This window comes from Streptomyces cadmiisoli, assembly GCF_003261055.1.
Classification (GTDB): Bacteria; Actinomycetota; Actinomycetes; order Streptomycetales; family Streptomycetaceae; genus Streptomyces; species Streptomyces cadmiisoli.
The window spans coordinates 1,629,779-1,644,572 of sequence record NZ_CP030073.1; the positions used below are offsets into that span (position 1 = coordinate 1,629,779).

Here is a 14,794-nt window from a genome sequence, read left to right on the forward strand (position 1 = left end):
GGCCTTGACTCTGCTGTCCAGGCGCTGATCCATCATGCCGTAGGACTGTTCTATGTGCAGACGGTCGAGTCCCCGTGCCCGCCGAACCAACTCCGCGCTCACTGCTCAGGCAGTAGCCCACTCCTCTATGACCGATGCAGTGTCCTCGATACAGCTGTCAACGGCCTCGACGAACGATGCAGCGTCGTGCGACGGAAAATAGATCGGCACGAGTCCAAAGAGTGGCTGAGTTGCATCCACCCTCGCCAGGTCGACGCGAGAGTCTAGGTTGTAGTGCATCAGGGTGTTGCGGAGCGGCTTTGCTGAGCGATCCAGAATCAGGCTTGCCGACCACGTGCCCGTGACCTTCTCGATAAGCCTCGTGGACTGCGTGGTGAGGTCACCGGGTCGTTCGTCGTGAAGCATCTGCAAGCTGCCAAGAACCTGGTACAGGGTCAGAAAGCGTATCTTGAATACGGTGTACTCGACCTCATTCGCATCTGCGCCCAGCCCGACCATCGAGTCGACGAAATTCATCAAACCCCGGAACACCATCAGTAGCCGGTTGATGTCTGGCGTACCCTTGCCATTAAATACCCGACCGTAGTACTTAGTCGATCGAACGTCGTTGTCCCGCTGATCAAAGCGCATCGGATCGAGATGACTCACAAAGGTCTTCGCGCCTGAATCGGTCCTCGCGCCCAGCCCGCGGAAGTAACGGCCGTACTCTTCGTAGACGGATTGCAGATTCGGACCCGACCCCTCCTCCAGTAGGGCGACAGGATCAAATCCCAGATGGAACGTGGCGGCATGCGTTGTCGAGATAATCCTTCCGTCGTAGCTATAGAGACCCAAGTCTGTCTCTAGAGAGCGGGCGGCCTTAAGCCACGTGTTGTTCAGGAACCTATCCGCGTGTGCAGGCGAGATCTCGTCACGGAAGTACGCAAGCTGCCCTTCAATGCCGCGCCGGTTGTCCTCGAAAAGCTTCAAACTGTGGCGTGAACGCGCCACGATTGCTTCGGCGTCAGCCGACAACAAGGCGGGCAAGGCGGGATCAATGCGCTTGAGCTTGCTATACGACTCATGTACAAACAGTGACAGGTACGGCGCCAAACAGAACATGATGGTACCGCCGTGTCCGGAGGCTCTCGATGCACCCAAATCGCGACTGAACCGGCCGACATAGGCAGCATCACTTCTTATGCCGAGCGCCACCACATCATCTTGAACTGTCATTATTCCCTCATCTTTCGATCCGAATTATTCTCGGCGCACCTAACATCATCACAATGGCCCAAGTCATCCGTACGCTAAGGGTGGCTGCTAGTGAGAAGTCTTCACACCTACCCCTGACCTACTCGGTTCGCCTACGCTGGGTACTTCCTCATGAAGGCTTCTACTCCACCGATGAGCCGACGTACCTGATCGCGGTCGTAGTCGGCGTAGTCCCCGTGGGCTGCCTTGTTCCGGAGGTCCATCCAGGCGGTAACTTCCTTCTGCTGCAAGCCGTCGTACACTCCAGCCTTCTTGAGGTCGGCGTTCATGGTGTAGGCCTTCTTTGGCTTGCCTGCCACTGCCGTCGTCACATTGTTCTTCGCGCACAGAGCACGCACATGAACTTCGAGGGACGTTCCCGTGATGACGGCCGCGGCGTCCTTGTATCCCTTGACAAGCAGCCCCTCCGCCATTTCCAAGTAATCGCGGTAGGTATCGGCGTGCACCAGCTCGACGACCGATTCAACCCACCCGGCGACCAAATCGTCACGTAGTCCCAGTGCGACGATGCGCACTTCTCTGAGTCGATAAGGCTGCACTCTACGGCGGGCAGTGTCAAGCTGCTTCATATACATAGAGGTCGGTCGCGTAGCCCGCTCGATTGCGGCTTCGAGCCGGTTGCTGAGAACAACGAGGTCGTCTGCCCCGTCATGCAGGAGAGACCAGTTATCGTTCCGTGCGTAGTTTTCGGAAGCCTTGATCAGAAAGTTGAGCTGCTCGACTACCTTGTCGATGTTGGCCATCGTTTAGTCCCCTTGTCTGCGCGCTATGCCGAGTACTTCAGCATGAAGTCCCGCACGCCATCAATGAACATACGTACCTGGTGTTCGTCGTAGGTTTGGTAGTCACCGTGAGCCGCCTTGTTGCGCAGGTCCATCCAGGCCGTAATCTGCTTTTGCCGTAGTCCGTCATAGACGTCAGCCTTCTTCAGGTCAGCGTTCATGACGTCGGCCTTCTTCGGTGCACCACTGGCCAGTTCGGTATCTAGGCCATATTTAACACAGAGCGTTCGCACATGAACTTCCAATGACGTACCTGTGATGACAGCTGCGGCGTCCTTGTACCCCGATTGCAACAACGTCTCTGCCATATCCAGGTAATCGCTATGGGTGCCAGCGTGCACCATCTCAACAACTGTCTCCACCCATCCAGATGCCAGATCGTGATGGAGGCCAAGAGCAATGCTAAAGACCTCGCGAATCTTCAGCGAGGTTCGCTTTTGTTCCCGATAGACATCTAGCTGCCTTACGTAGCTACTACCAGGAGGTGCCAAGCGATCGATAGCGGCTTCGAGACGGCTCACAAGGAGCTTGGCTCGATCAGAGGCCAGTACTCCTTCGGTACGGGTGCCGATCATTTCTCGGTACTCAGCAATAAGCTCATCAAGCTGAGCCATCATCCTCGCTACGTCCATCAACTCGCAGCCTCCGTGTGGTAGTTGATCATCGAAGAACGGATCAGGATATGACCCGACAGCGCCCTCGCGCCAGTGGATTGCCGAGGTCCACCGAACCGGCGCAGCCTGCTAGAAGACTCATGAAGATCTTGGGGTTCTGGCCCCGCCGCGTGAGCGGTGGGGCCAGACTCGTTTTCGTGGTGATGGGGGAATGGGCCGGGGAGACGGTCGGGCCGGATGTGTGGGAGACCTGTCGGGAGTTGATCCCGGCGGGCAGTGTGTTCGCGTTTCTGGCCGAGCACCGCGGTGCGCTGTTCCCGGCTGAGATGTTCGCGGACATGTATCCGTCGGCGAACGGGCGGCCGAGTATGCCGCCGCAGATCCTTGCCGCCGCGGTCACGCTGCAGGCCCTTAACGGGCTGTCGGACTTCGAGACGGTGCAGGAACTGAGGTGCGATCTGCGGTGGAAGGCCGCGTGCGGCCTGGGTTTGCACGATATGGCGTTCGATCCGTCGCTGCTGGCCTACTTCCGGCGCCGGCTGGCCCGCTCCACCCGGCCCGACCGTGTCTTCGAGGCGGTGCGCGAGGTGGTGAAGGCCACCGGTGTCCTCAAGGGCAAGCACCGGCGGGCGCTGGATTCCACCGTGCTGGACGACGCGGTCGCCACCCAGGACACCGTCACCCAGCTCATCGCCGCCGTCCGCGCGGTGATCCGCGAGGTCCCCGGCGCCGACGCGGTCGCCGCTGCGCGGTGCAGCGCGCATGACTACACCGACCCGGGCAAGCCCCGCATCGCCTGGAACGACGAGCAGGCCCGTGCCGGGCTGGTCGATGCACTGGTCACGGATGCGCTGCGGCTGCTGGGTCATCTGCCCGAACAGCAACTCGGCGAGAAAGCCGCGAACGCGGTGGGCATCCTGGCCCTGGTCGCCGGCCAGGACGTCGAGCCCGCCGAGGACTCCGACGGCCGCGACGGCCGCTGGCGCATCACCCGGGGCACCGCTGCCAACCGGATGGTCTCCACCATCGATCCCGAAGCCCGGCACGTCCACAAGACCCGCAGCCACCAGCAGGACGGCTTCAAGGCCCACCTGGCCATCGAGCCAGAGACCGGTTTGTACACCGCCGTCGCTCTGCGGCCCGGCGCCGGAGCCGAACACCACGAGGCCACCGTCGGCCTGGACCTGCTTGCCGACGAGGACAAGCCGCTGGATGTCTTCGGCGACACCGCCTACTCCACCGGCGATGTCCGCCAGACCCTCCACGAGGCCGGACACCGGTTGTTCCTCAAACCCGCACCGCTGCGGCCCGCCGTCCCCGGCGGCTTCACCCTCGACGACTTCACCATCGACACCACCGCCGCCATCGTGACCTGCCCGGCCGGACACACCGTGCCCCTGTCCGACCCCGGCGGGCAGCACCACCAACGCAAAGCCTCCTTCGGCAACTTATGCACCGGATGCCCTCTGCGCGAGCGGTGCACCAAAGCCAGGGCCGGACGCATCCTGACCATCCGACCCCACCACGACCTCCAGACAGCCGCCCGCCACCAGGCCGCCACCGACTCCGGCTGGCAGGCCGACTACCGCCGCTGGAGACCACCGGTCGAACGCGCCGTCGCCTGGCTCGTCCAGGCCGGCAACCGGCGCCTGCGCTACTGCGGCACCATCAGCAACAACACCTGGCTCCACACCCGAGCCGCCGCCCTCAACCTCCGCCGACTGACCAACCTCGGACTCACCCACACCAGAGGCACCTGGCACCTCGCACCGGCCGGTACATGACCACAGGGGCTGTCCGGCCTCACGGCCGGACAGCCCCTCACCAAGATCTTCATCGACCTTCTAGGCCGTATATCGAAAGTGGATCTTGGGCAGTGAGCCTTTCCAACCTGACGGGTGGTTGGGCTGGCAGCTCCGGCGGCGGGCATGAAGAAAGCTCCTGGTAGACGGGTTCACGACCAAGATCACCAGTCCGCCAGGAGCTTTCGCGTGCTTGTCTACCCGTCCGGCATCGATCTGTCCAGCCGCACTCTGCGGCATCATTCCGGTCTTCTCGCAGGTCACCGTCGTCGGATCGGTTCGCGCTGGCGTCGCCTGACTTGCGGTCGTCAGGCCCTGCTTGTCCTGGCCCACCTACGCTGCGGCGACACCTACGCCCGCCTTGCCGCGGGCTTCCGCATCGGGATCGCCACGGCCTATCGCTACATACGCGAGGCCGTCGACCTACTGGCCGCCCTCGCGCCCACGCTGCAACAGGCCATGGCGACCGTCCGGAAGAAGGCGTACGTGATCCTCGACGGCACCGTGCTACCCATCGACCGTATCGCCGCCGACCAGCCGTACTACTCCGGGAAGAAGAAGCACCACGGGATGAACGTGCGAGTCCTGGCCGATCCCGCCGGGCGCCTGGTCTGGGCCTCGGACGCACTGCCGGGAGCCACACACGACCTGACCGCGGCCCGGAACCACGGCATACCCGCCGCCCTCGCCGTAGACGACATCAAGTGCTGGGCCGACAAGGCGTACCAGGGCGCCGGCCCTGCGATCCGTGTCCCGATCCGTGGCAAGCATCTCCGCGGCTGGCGCCGACACCACAACCGCGATCACGCCAAGATTCGCAGCCTCGGCGAACGCGCCATGGCCATACTCAAGTCCTGGCGGCTCCTGCGGAAGCTCCGCTGCAGCACCACCCGGATCACAGCCGCCGTCCGTGCCGTCGTCGCCCTCGAACTCGCCACCTGATCAAGATGGAAAAGGCTCCCTACGTTGTTCTGCGGGAGGTGGTGAGCCCTTCGTATGGTTCACCCACCCAGGGGCACCGGGTGTGGTTGAAAAGGCTCTGCCGCTTGTGGCTCTCAGTGATTGGCCGCTCGGTGCCCCACGACGACTCGGCTGCCAATTAGGAATTGCGAATGATCGCTCCGTAGGGAATCGACAGCGAGGTCGTCCGTGGGAGGCACCAGCCGCACACCGCACGGAGGCACCACATGGCCGCGATCTGGGCCGGCATTGACGCAGACAAGACCCACCACCACTGCGTCGCGATCGACGAGAGCGGCCGCCGGCTGCTGTCGCGACGCGTCGCCAACGACGAACCCGAACTGCTCGAACTTCTTGCCGATGTACTGGCGTTTGGTGACGAGGTGACCTGGGGCATCGACCTGGCCGACGGCGGAGCCGCCCTGGCCATCGCCATCCTTCTCAACCACGATCAGCCGGTGCACTACATCTCCGGCCGGGCCATCCACCGCGCCTCCGAGAGCTACCGTGGCGAAGGCAAAACCGACGCCAAGGACGCCGCCGTCATCGCCGACCAGGTCCGCGTCCGCCGCGACCTGCACCCCTTACGCGCCGCCGACGACACCATCACCGACCTCAAGATCCTCACAGGCCGACGCATGGACCTGGTCGCCGACCGCACCCGCACGGTGAACCGCTTGCGAGCCCAGCTCACCGGCGTCTTCCCCGGCCTGGAACGGGCGTTGGATCTGACCAACACTGGCCCGCTCATATTGCTGACCGGCTACCAGACCCCAGCGGCCATCCGCCGAATCGGCACCAAGCGGCTGGAGACCTGGCTGCGCAACCGTCACGTCGCCCGCGCCGACCGGCTCGCCGAGATCGCAGTCCAGGCCGCCGAACGGCAGCACACCAGCCTGCCCGGCGAGAAGCTGGCCGCCCAGCTGGTGCACACGCTGGCGAGGGACGTAATGGGCCTCAACCAGCAGGTCGCCGAGCTCGACAAGGACATCGAGGCCAAATTTCGCGACCACCACGCCTTCGACGTGATCACCAGCATGCCTGGTCTGGGCGTGATCCTCGGCGCCGAGTTCCTGGCAGCCACCGGCGGTGACATGACGATCTTCGGCACCGCTGACCGTCTCGCCGGCTTCGGCGGCGTCGCCCCGGTGCCCCGTGATTCCGGGAAGATCAGCGGCAACCTGCGGCGCCCGCAGCGCTACAACCGCCGCCTCCAACGCGTCTTCTACATCTCTGCGTTGTTCAGCATCCGACACTGCGATGAGTCGCGTCAGTTCTACGACCGCAAACGCACCGAGGGCAAACGCCACACTCAGGCCGTCCTGGCCCTGGCCCGCCGCCGCGTGAATGTCCTCTGGGCACTCCTACGCGATGGGCGGTGCTACGAGCTCACGCCGCCCGGCGCCCTCGCGGCTTGACAGACAGCATTAGGAATCACTGACTCGGCATGACCCTCACGATCACGGACCTCGCGGAACCTGCTCCGGATCAGGGAGCGGGCCCGTACGCTGCGGGCACTGTACGAACGGCTGGACCGGCTCCAGGACGCGGTGCCCGCTGCCAGGCGCCTACTGGCGTCTCCCCCTGATCGCCGCCCGGCGTCGCAACCCCGTCGGCTCCGGGCGGCCTCGCGAGGCCCACGGCAACCGCTGCGAATCCGCGGTTCCCGGGGGCTTCTCATCCCCGCCGTGCCCTGGACCTGCTCAAGGCGATCCCCGCGCAGCACCACCGCGAGCGTGCTGTACGGGAACTACGCGACGTCGTAGCCGGCTCTCCGCGACCGCTCCCACAGCGGGCGGGCATGCCCCGTCCCCTCGCAGTGGAAGCACTGGCCGGCCACGGGTGTGCGGGCTCCGAGGGTGCCGATGGAGTCCCGCAGGAGCTTGGTGAGGCCTGCGATGTGGCCGGTGTGCAGCGCCAGTTCCTGCCGCCTGCCGACCATGACCTCCAGCACGATGTCGGGCACGAGAGCGGACTCGCCGATCCGACTGCCCCCGGAGAGGCCGCGCGTCACCGTATCGATCAGGTCGTGAAGGTGGCCCATCGTCTCTGTCCCGGACAGTCCCACCCACGCCGCGAGGACGATGTCGTCCGGCTCCGTGAACGACAGTAGCGCCGACAGCTGCTCGAACGGCACACTGCGGCCGACCGGCTCGGGGTGAGCTGCGTGGAGACGGGGCATCGCGTACCACAGGTCTCGCGGGTAGCCGTCATAGTTTGCCCGCGTCGATTCCTTCTCCTGCTGCCTGCTTGCCTGCTGCCTGCTGCCTGCTGCCTACTGCCTACTGCCTACTGCCTACTGCCTGCTGAGCCTCATGGCTGCCTTCCGGTTGATGACATCGGAGTACTTGAGTACGCCGTGGCCAGGGCACAGTGCGCGCCGTGGCCCTCGTCATCCCGCCGGGCGGCGCGGCGACTTCGGGAGCCGTCCCACCGGACGGCCCCGCGGCAGCGTCTCGGGCGTGCCCGGGTCAGGTCTGCTATCGCACCGGACGTCCAATGGTCCGCAGGTCGCCGGGAGCGCGGACAAACGCGCCGTGGGTCTGCATGTCCTGCTTCAGCTGCGCGGCGGAGATGATGTAGCCGCGCCGGGCGAGCGCGTCGCGCAGCTCACCGGGCGTCAGGGGCCGGCCGCAGCGCGCGAGGTACCGGGCCGCGAGCTGCTCGCGGATGGGGTAGACCGGGGGTTCCACCACCAGGAGCGAGTCGCTGAGCGCCTGGTGCTCGGTCATTCCGGCTTCCGCCAGTTCCAGCAGCGGCTTCGCCGCACCCCCTGCCTGCGACAGGCGACGTCTCCAGTTGTCGCGGGTCAGGTAGCCGTGGCGGTGGCACCACCACAGCAGCCCGCCCACGGCGGCCGTCGCGGCCAGCGGGTTCTTCGCGGCGAGGGCCACCAGGCGGTGAACGCCGGCGCCGAACAGCTGGAACGCGATGTCGATGAGTACCAGCGCGTTCGCGGCGGTGGCCTCCAGGCCAGCCAGGCGCAGCACGCTCTCCGCGACGGGGATCCAGTCGATGACGGCGAACCCGAAGCGGGAGAAGACGCTGTCCTTGGAGACGATGACGCACGGTCCCAGGAACTCCGCAAGCGCCATCGTGGGCGCGTCATCCGGGTCGCCCCGGTGCCGCTTCGGCATCTCCCGGTCGACCCGCAGAATGTGCCGGGTCTGCGGGGCCAAGTGGTCGCGGATCTCCAGGTCTACCACTCGAAGGGCGGGCAGGATCTGCTCATTGAGTACGCGGCGTGCCTGCCGTTCCGACGCTTCGAGGTCGGCGGCCACTTTGGCCAGGTGTTCGTCGACTTCGCCGGGGACGTGCGCGGCGATGTACGGGGTGGCACGGCCGGTGACGGCCAGCGCGGTGACCCGGTCCTGCCGACCGCCGCTCTTGGCCAGGGCGCAGGCTTCGACCAGCAGCGCGTTTGTGTCGAGGACGGGCAGCAGCATCCGCCGGTCCAGCACCATCGGGTTGAACGCCGACCCGGAGGGGATCAGCAGAGGCGGTGCCGCATCGGCACGGTCGAGCGTCATGGATCAAGTGTCGCCACCGCCACTGACATCCGTGCGGGATTTTCAGACCCACGCCCCCGCCAGCGCCTGCTCGCCCAGCACCGACGTGCCGCCCCCGTAGTAGGCCGCCGACGCTTTCGCCGCGTCCTGGTCTCGTCCCGAGCCCTGTGCCGTGATGATCTCGGTGTGGGGCGAGGGGATCTCTCCGACGAGCAGTGGTCGGTGCTAGAACCGTTGTTGCCGGTGGTGGTGTTGGGCCGGCCGTCGGTGGGACAACGGAAGCTGATCAACGGGATCCGGTAGAGGGTGCGGACCGGTGCTCCGTGTCGCTGCTGGAAGCCAGTACGCCAAGGCGGCGGCAGCCGGACGCGCCCCCTGTTCCTTGAGGTGGTCACGTCCGGCCCGAGACGTTCTGTATTACGCGCGAGTAGCTGTTCCCTCGTGTGCTGATTCCGTCTCGCCTGATCAACGCTGTTCGTCATGGGAGTCTTCAGCGAGGTGTCCGTGATGGCGGTACACCATTTCGTCAGGGTGGCGTATCACCCGGGCCAGCCGCCAGGCCGCGTCGTAGGACATGCGGCCGCATTCTTGAGCACGAAGCCGCAGTGCCAGGAGGCTGGTTGCCGGGTCGAGCAGCCAGCGCAGGGCGAGGAGCTTCATCGGGCTGTGCCCACCTCGGAGACGGGGCCCGGCTCTGCGCCATCATCGCGGACGCTCTCGGACGCATCAGCCGCTGACGGCTCGCCCAGTACCGGCCAGGCGAGCACGTCGTTCCATCCCATCTGGTCCAGGACGGTGCGGACCGTGGTGGTGAATCGGGCGTGTTGTCCTGGGTTGTTGCCCAGTTTTCCCCAGACGTACAGGAGGGTATGGGCCATGCGTTCGGCCTTGGACTGGATATCATCGGCCGCGCCGACGAGGGGGAGGATCTTCTCCTTGAAGCGGTCCCAGTCGAGGGAGTCCAGGTCGTCCAGGTGGCGGTCGAGCCACCAGATACGCGTGGCGTCCGGGCTGTCGAAGACCGCTTGTCTGAACCGTTCTCGGCGTTCGTATTCCTGCGCGAGCTGGAGTGTCACCTCGCGTATGGCGTCTTGGTATCTCTGGGCCCGGTTGGCGTCTTGCTCGGTGAGGAGCAGGGTGATGCGTGCCTTCAGCCAGAGGCCTGGTGTGTCCTTGGGGGTGTGCCAGTGCGCCGCGGCGAGTGTGAGGTTTTCTTGTGCGGTGGTGAGCTGTTCGGGCATGTGGTCCTGGGTGATGCCGCGGCCGAGTTCGTCCAGGGCGAGTCGTGCGGCGGCTCGTGCAGTGGCTGCGCCGCCAGCCTTGATGTTGGCGTGTGCCCGGTAGGTGAGGGTGCCGTGGGCGCAGAAGCGGATGCCGGGCAGGCCTGTGGGCCACTGGGCCCGGATCCGACTGCGCCGACGGCTCCACCACGGGCCGGGTCCGTCGGTCGTCAAGGGGTCGATGCCTCCTTGGACGCCTGATAGCGGTTGGCGGCCAGCACCAGGACCTCTCGCCAGAAGGGGAGAATGGCCGCTGCTTCCGTCACCATGAGCCGGTCGAGACCGGGGCGGAGGCTGGGTGGGGCGAAGATGTCTGCGAGGACGTCCACCACGGCTTCCCGGCGGTAGGGGTCCTCTTGGAATCGCTCATGCCATCGCGCCAGTTGCGTGACGACCGCGTCCACGGAGTCGTTGGTGGACAGCAGCTTCTGCCATGCGTGGATGATGCGCAGCCGGGCTTCGGTCTCGTGTGTGTTGTTCAGGATCAGGTCTGTTCCCTCATCGCTGGAGACGAGGGCGAGGAAGGATCCGAGCGTCTGGCGGCGCAGGGTCTCGTCGGCGGGCCGGTTTTCGGCGTCGGTGAGCCATTGGTCGAGGGCCTTGCGCACATCGTGTGGTCGTTGCAGCGCGAGTTGCTGGAAGGCATGGACGACGGTTGCGGAGCCGAACGTCTTGTGGCCTGCGGCTTTGCCCAGCCGTGTCAGTGCGAGGGTCGGCTGTTGGATTCCCCAGGTGCCTGCGCAGATCTCGATGACGAGGTCGACTTTGTCGTCCGGAGGGTTCTTGGCGTCCATCCACTGGCGCAGGCGGTCTCTGACGTAGCGGCCGAACTCGGCGTCCCCGGCTGCTTTGGTGAAGGCTTCCACGGCCAGGACCCTCCGGGGGCCCTTGAGGTCGCTCGCCAGTCCGTCGAGGATGGCCCGGTCGTGGCGGTGCGCCGCCAGTTTCCACAGTGCGGTGGTGATCAGTCGGGCGTCCTCTTCCGGGACGGTCCGGTCTGCGGCGATGCCGATGGCCCACTTGCGCAGGAGTTCGTGCTGGGTGGGGAACTCGTCCCACAGGTGACGCAGGATGGCGGCGGGCAGGCCTTCTTTCTGCGTGTCGTGGAAGGCCCGGTCTCCGTCGCGAATGATCTCCGCGGCGTCCAGTCGGCTCGAGGTGGTGGCGTCGGCCAGAACGTTGACAGGGTGGCGTTCGAGACCGAGTCGGGTCAGAAGGTCATCGGCTGCCTTGATGACGGACCTGCGCTGTCCTCCGTGCAGCAGAGCGCCGGCCCAGACCGTGACCCGGGTGGACAGCAGCTGCGCGTCGCCTGCCGTCGCCCGATTCCTGCTGAGAAGTTTCTCGACCTCCCTGTGCCAGTCGCCGAACTCATCGACGATCGCCTGGATCTGCTCCGGCCCGGATGCCCGGAGCAGACGGTCGGCCAGGCGCCACGCGGCGCGCGCGGACGGGTTAGCCTTCCAGATGTCAGCGAACTCCGTCCTGTCCAGCCAGGTCACACGGTCGCCGCGATAGTTCGCCCGGAATTCCGTTGTGACGAGGGCCCGTGCGTCGGGTGACTCCAGTCGGACGGTGAAGGGCAGCGTTGGTTCGGCCCAGTGGCCGTACCAGTCGGCGGGAGTGGCCAGGATGACGAGGAAGGAGTTGTTCTTGCGCAGTTCCGCCCCGTGGCTGACCAGGTCGGTGCCCAGCCGCTCGCCAGGTTGCTCCGCGAGGTCGGAGAGATCGAGGATGCATCCCATCCCCGCCTGTGTCGGCAGCGGGCGGACCGAGGGCTTGGACCATTCCGGGTCGAGGTCGAAGAGGGACGGCACAGGGCTGGTCACGGTACTCAGCAGGCGTATGGCAGCCGTGCGCCGGCCGGTGCCCTGGGCTGCGCAGAGCACGATGACTCCGTATTCGTCCAGCAGTTTGGACGAGGCCTCCCACTGGTCTGTGTTGCGCGGCGGAACAAACCGGCCGTCCTGGCTCGCCTTGTAGTCGGCGTCGCTCTCGGTGACGGGGACGGGGATCGCCTGATCACCGTTCAGGTGCAGGTTGTAGGCCTGGATGCCGTGCTCACCGGAGTGATTGAAGCTCACTGAACTGGACTGCGGCTGGCTGTTCGGCTCGCCGCCCTCTGGCGGTGGAGGGGAAACTGCGGGCTCGTTCGGCTCGACGGGCTCCACCGACGGTGACTCCGCCGACGGCGAGGTGGTCTCCGCGCCTTCTCGCTGGCCCTGCTCGTTGTCGATCATCACCGCCCCCGCCCGGCGCCGAAGTGGTTGTAGGCCTGGACGCCGTGCTCACCGGTGTGACTGAAGCTCACCGTGCCCGGGGCCGGGGATGTCAGCTGAGGGGATGCTCCAGGCGCAGGGGCCAGCTGCGCGGTGGCCGCATCCGTGGTGTCGAGGGGTTCGAAGATGTCCGGGTCCGCGAGCCGCCAGTCGAGGCCGGGGATGTGGACATAGGCCGGCTGCTGGAACTTCTTCACCTTCACCAGGTGCCGCATGAACTGGTCGGGCAGGACGTCGCCGTCGACGCAGCCGCTTTCGAAAACGTCCTCGTAGACGCGTTGCGAGATGATCACCGCGGTGTTGGTGATCTCCGGGTTCGCACGGTTCAGCAGGGTGCGCAGTGCGTCGTCGTCCAGGAGCCGGTGGGTGTGCACCATCGGTACGCCCAGCCCGGTGTGCGGCAGCGGGCCGACGTGGATGCTGACCCTGAGCTGCAGGGGCGTGCTGGCGGGGCTATCCGCGCGTCGGCGGCCCAGAGCCTGCCTCAGGGCACCGGGGAAGCAGCCCACCAGCGCGGGCAACACCTCCGGGTCCATGCCAGCGACGTAGCTGTCTCCGGCATGTTGGCCGAACACCCGCAGCTGCCACTGAGCGCTCACGTTGCTGGCGCTGAGTGCCTCGGACAGCAACGGCACGATGTCGGCGTTCACTTGCTGCATGCCCTTGCTGTCCAGCGCACTGAAGTTGCGGGCGTCCACCGCCAGTACGGCCCGGTAGGGCCACAACGGCTCCCACGACGGCAACATGTGCCGCTCCTCTCGTCGGGTGTTCGCCGCGAATAGCGGCGAACACGACCTTCGTGGAGCAGCAGGGACGAGATAGTCCAGGACTGGACGGTACGGATGTGCCCTGAGTCACATGCTAGGTATGTCGCCCTGGCAGCCGATGCCGCCCGGAAGCTGCTTCTCGTCCCGGGCGGCTGCCCTAAGGTGGGCGACATCGTTAATGACCAGATTCCGGCGGCCGAGCCTGAGTACCCCGGCCGCCTGAAGCTGACTGAGAGCGTCGAGGGCTGACGAGCGACTCATGGACGCCATGGTGGCCAGCTCCGTGCGGACCATGCCCAACTCGACGACCAGGCCCTCGTCACCGTGCGGGTGGCCGATTTCGTCTGCGAGGTGACTGACGATGCGGGCCATGCGCGCCACGCGTGGCAGGTGCGCGAGGTCCGCTCGCAGGCGTTCGTGGCTATTGAGCCGTTCTACCGTCAACTGGTACACCACCGTCTCTAAGCGATGGCGCTCTACGTAGCCGCGGAAGGCGTGGGCCGGCAGAACAAACCCTGTGCACAGACGGACCGCGGCGACGGTGGCCGAGCGTGGTCGCCCGAGTAAGGCGCCCATTTCCCCGAGCACTTCGCCTGGCCCTCGCAGCGTCAGCGTCAGTTCGTCCCCGCACTCATTGATCTGCGTCACCTTCACCAGACCGTCGACCAGTGCGATCACGGAGTCCGGCGACTCCCCTTCTCGCAGCAGCACGGATCCACGCCGGAACGTTCGCCGCCGCCCGCGTTCGACAAGGTCGCGCCATACGTCGGCGGATACCAGGGAGCAGAAGTTCATCAGCTTCCTGCCTTCCTGGTGTGTCATCCGACCACGGTCGCGAGAGCGAAGGCGGTGCAGCCCGCAACTGCCAACGTGAGCGACCACTGCACGCGGCGGTGCTTGGTCCAGGCGATCTCGCTCATCACCACCAGTTGCCGCGACAGCGGTGGCAACGGATCTTTGTTCCGGAGGACTTCTTCGAGCTCCGCCGGTTCCAAGTGCCGAACATGCCCGAAGTACAGGAAGTCGTCGTCACGTTCCGGCCCCCGGCGCTGCTTTCGCAGGTTCGGCGAGATGGCCCAGGCGGCGCAGCTGGCGCCGCCCACCATGAGTAAGACGCCGCACCACAGCAACAGCCGTGATACGCCCGAGTCGAGGTCACCCGCCGCCCGTTGAGAACTCGCAAGCAGCCCTAAGACAGCCAAGGCCGTAGATTGCATGGTGAGCGCAAACGAGGCCTTCGAATCAGCCTTGGCTGTCAAATCCGCCACAGCAGCCTGAATCCGCCACGCAGTCTCCGTCGACTCGACCGCCATCGGCCCTCCCCCCTCCGTGCCAGGCAGAACATTCACCTAGCAGCCCGGGCAGAAGCATGGACAGCGCAGCTGTCCCGAAAACCCCACTTGGGACACATTGGCCGAGAACGGACGCTCAGGCGAACAGGAATGAGCAACTCATCTGAGGGCAGGACTGCCCGGTGGCAGTACGCTTCCGGCTGCCCGCCCCGGCCTCGCATCCAACCCGGCAGCAGCAGCCGCACCACCGCCCAC

The 14,794-nt window shown here is 65.7% G+C and carries 14 protein-coding genes; 3 read left to right on the plus strand and 11 right to left on the minus strand.

Translation table 11 applies throughout. The features are described from left to right. Window positions 1-105: 105 nt before the first annotated feature. From DN051_RS06680 to DN051_RS44945, 3 genes are all read right to left on the minus strand, one after another. Entirely contained in the window at window positions 106-1,215 is a 1,110-nt protein-coding gene (locus DN051_RS06680; RefSeq protein ID WP_162624872.1) for a hypothetical protein, read from the minus strand. 131 nt (window positions 1,216-1,346) lie between these two features. Then, on the minus strand, window positions 1,347-1,997 hold the full coding sequence (locus tag DN051_RS46375; protein WP_246040937.1) for a hypothetical protein: 651 nt from the start codon (window positions 1,995-1,997) through the stop codon (window positions 1,347-1,349). A 23-nt stretch (window positions 1,998-2,020) separates the two neighbouring features. Continuing rightward, complete coding sequence (locus DN051_RS44945; RefSeq protein WP_162624709.1) at window positions 2,021-2,668, minus strand: hypothetical protein; 648 nt, start codon at window positions 2,666-2,668, stop codon at window positions 2,021-2,023. 185 nt (window positions 2,669-2,853) lie between these two features. Between DN051_RS44945 and DN051_RS06690 the strand changes: the two genes are divergently transcribed. The 3 genes from DN051_RS06690 to DN051_RS06700 all read left to right on the plus strand — a co-directional run bounded on the left by DN051_RS06690 (window position 2,854) and on the right by DN051_RS06700 (window position 6,830). Beyond that, the gene (locus tag DN051_RS06690; RefSeq protein WP_112438225.1) at window positions 2,854-4,434 is read left to right on the plus strand and encodes an IS1182 family transposase; all 1,581 of its coding nucleotides are present in this window, start codon (window positions 2,854-2,856) and stop codon (window positions 4,432-4,434) included. Between the two features lie 207 nt (window positions 4,435-4,641). Beyond that, complete coding sequence (locus DN051_RS06695) at window positions 4,642-5,394, plus strand: transposase family protein (RefSeq protein ID WP_112438226.1); 753 nt, start codon at window positions 4,642-4,644, stop codon at window positions 5,392-5,394. Between the two features lie 245 nt (window positions 5,395-5,639). Continuing rightward, window positions 5,640-6,830 (plus strand): IS110 family RNA-guided transposase, encoded by a 1,191-nt coding sequence (locus DN051_RS06700; protein ID WP_112438227.1) that lies wholly within the window; start codon window positions 5,640-5,642, stop codon window positions 6,828-6,830. Between the two features lie 332 nt (window positions 6,831-7,162). Here the strand turns inward: DN051_RS06700 and DN051_RS06705 are convergent, their stop codons facing one another. The 8 genes from DN051_RS06705 to DN051_RS06745 form a co-directional block, all read right to left on the minus strand. Further along, window positions 7,163-7,594, minus strand: coding sequence for a hypothetical protein (locus tag DN051_RS06705; RefSeq protein WP_112438228.1), 432 nt, complete (start codon window positions 7,592-7,594; stop codon window positions 7,163-7,165). A gap of 298 nt (window positions 7,595-7,892) precedes the next feature. Beyond that, window positions 7,893-8,942, minus strand: coding sequence for a PIN domain-containing protein (locus DN051_RS06710; RefSeq protein WP_112438229.1), 1,050 nt, complete (start codon window positions 8,940-8,942; stop codon window positions 7,893-7,895). Window positions 8,943-9,386: 444 nt separating this feature from the next. Beyond that, window positions 9,387-9,581 carry a hypothetical protein gene (locus tag DN051_RS06720; RefSeq protein WP_112438230.1) on the minus strand — a complete coding sequence of 65 codons (195 nt, stop codon included), beginning with the start codon at window positions 9,579-9,581 and terminating at the stop codon, window positions 9,387-9,389. Next, window positions 9,578-10,375 (minus strand): hypothetical protein, encoded by a 798-nt coding sequence (locus tag DN051_RS06725; RefSeq protein ID WP_112438231.1) that lies wholly within the window; start codon window positions 10,373-10,375, stop codon window positions 9,578-9,580. The genes DN051_RS06720 and DN051_RS06725 overlap by 4 nt, the downstream gene beginning before the upstream one ends. Next, window positions 10,372-12,441 carry a hypothetical protein gene (locus tag DN051_RS06730; protein ID WP_162624873.1) on the minus strand — a complete coding sequence of 690 codons (2,070 nt, stop codon included), beginning with the start codon at window positions 12,439-12,441 and terminating at the stop codon, window positions 10,372-10,374. Before DN051_RS06730 ends, DN051_RS06725 begins: the two co-directional genes overlap by 4 nt. After that, window positions 12,441-13,226, minus strand: coding sequence for a hypothetical protein (locus DN051_RS06735; protein ID WP_112438233.1), 786 nt, complete (start codon window positions 13,224-13,226; stop codon window positions 12,441-12,443). Before DN051_RS06735 ends, DN051_RS06730 begins: the two co-directional genes overlap by 1 nt. 108 nt (window positions 13,227-13,334) lie before the next feature. Further along, window positions 13,335-14,069: a Crp/Fnr family transcriptional regulator gene (locus tag DN051_RS06740; RefSeq protein ID WP_112438234.1), complete on the minus strand. Its 735-nt coding sequence runs from the start codon at window positions 14,067-14,069 to the stop codon at window positions 13,335-13,337. Further along, window positions 14,066-14,560 (minus strand): Pycsar system effector family protein, encoded by a 495-nt coding sequence (locus DN051_RS06745; protein ID WP_112438235.1) that lies wholly within the window; start codon window positions 14,558-14,560, stop codon window positions 14,066-14,068. The genes DN051_RS06740 and DN051_RS06745 overlap by 4 nt, the downstream gene beginning before the upstream one ends. Between the last annotated feature and the right edge of the window lie 234 nt (window positions 14,561-14,794).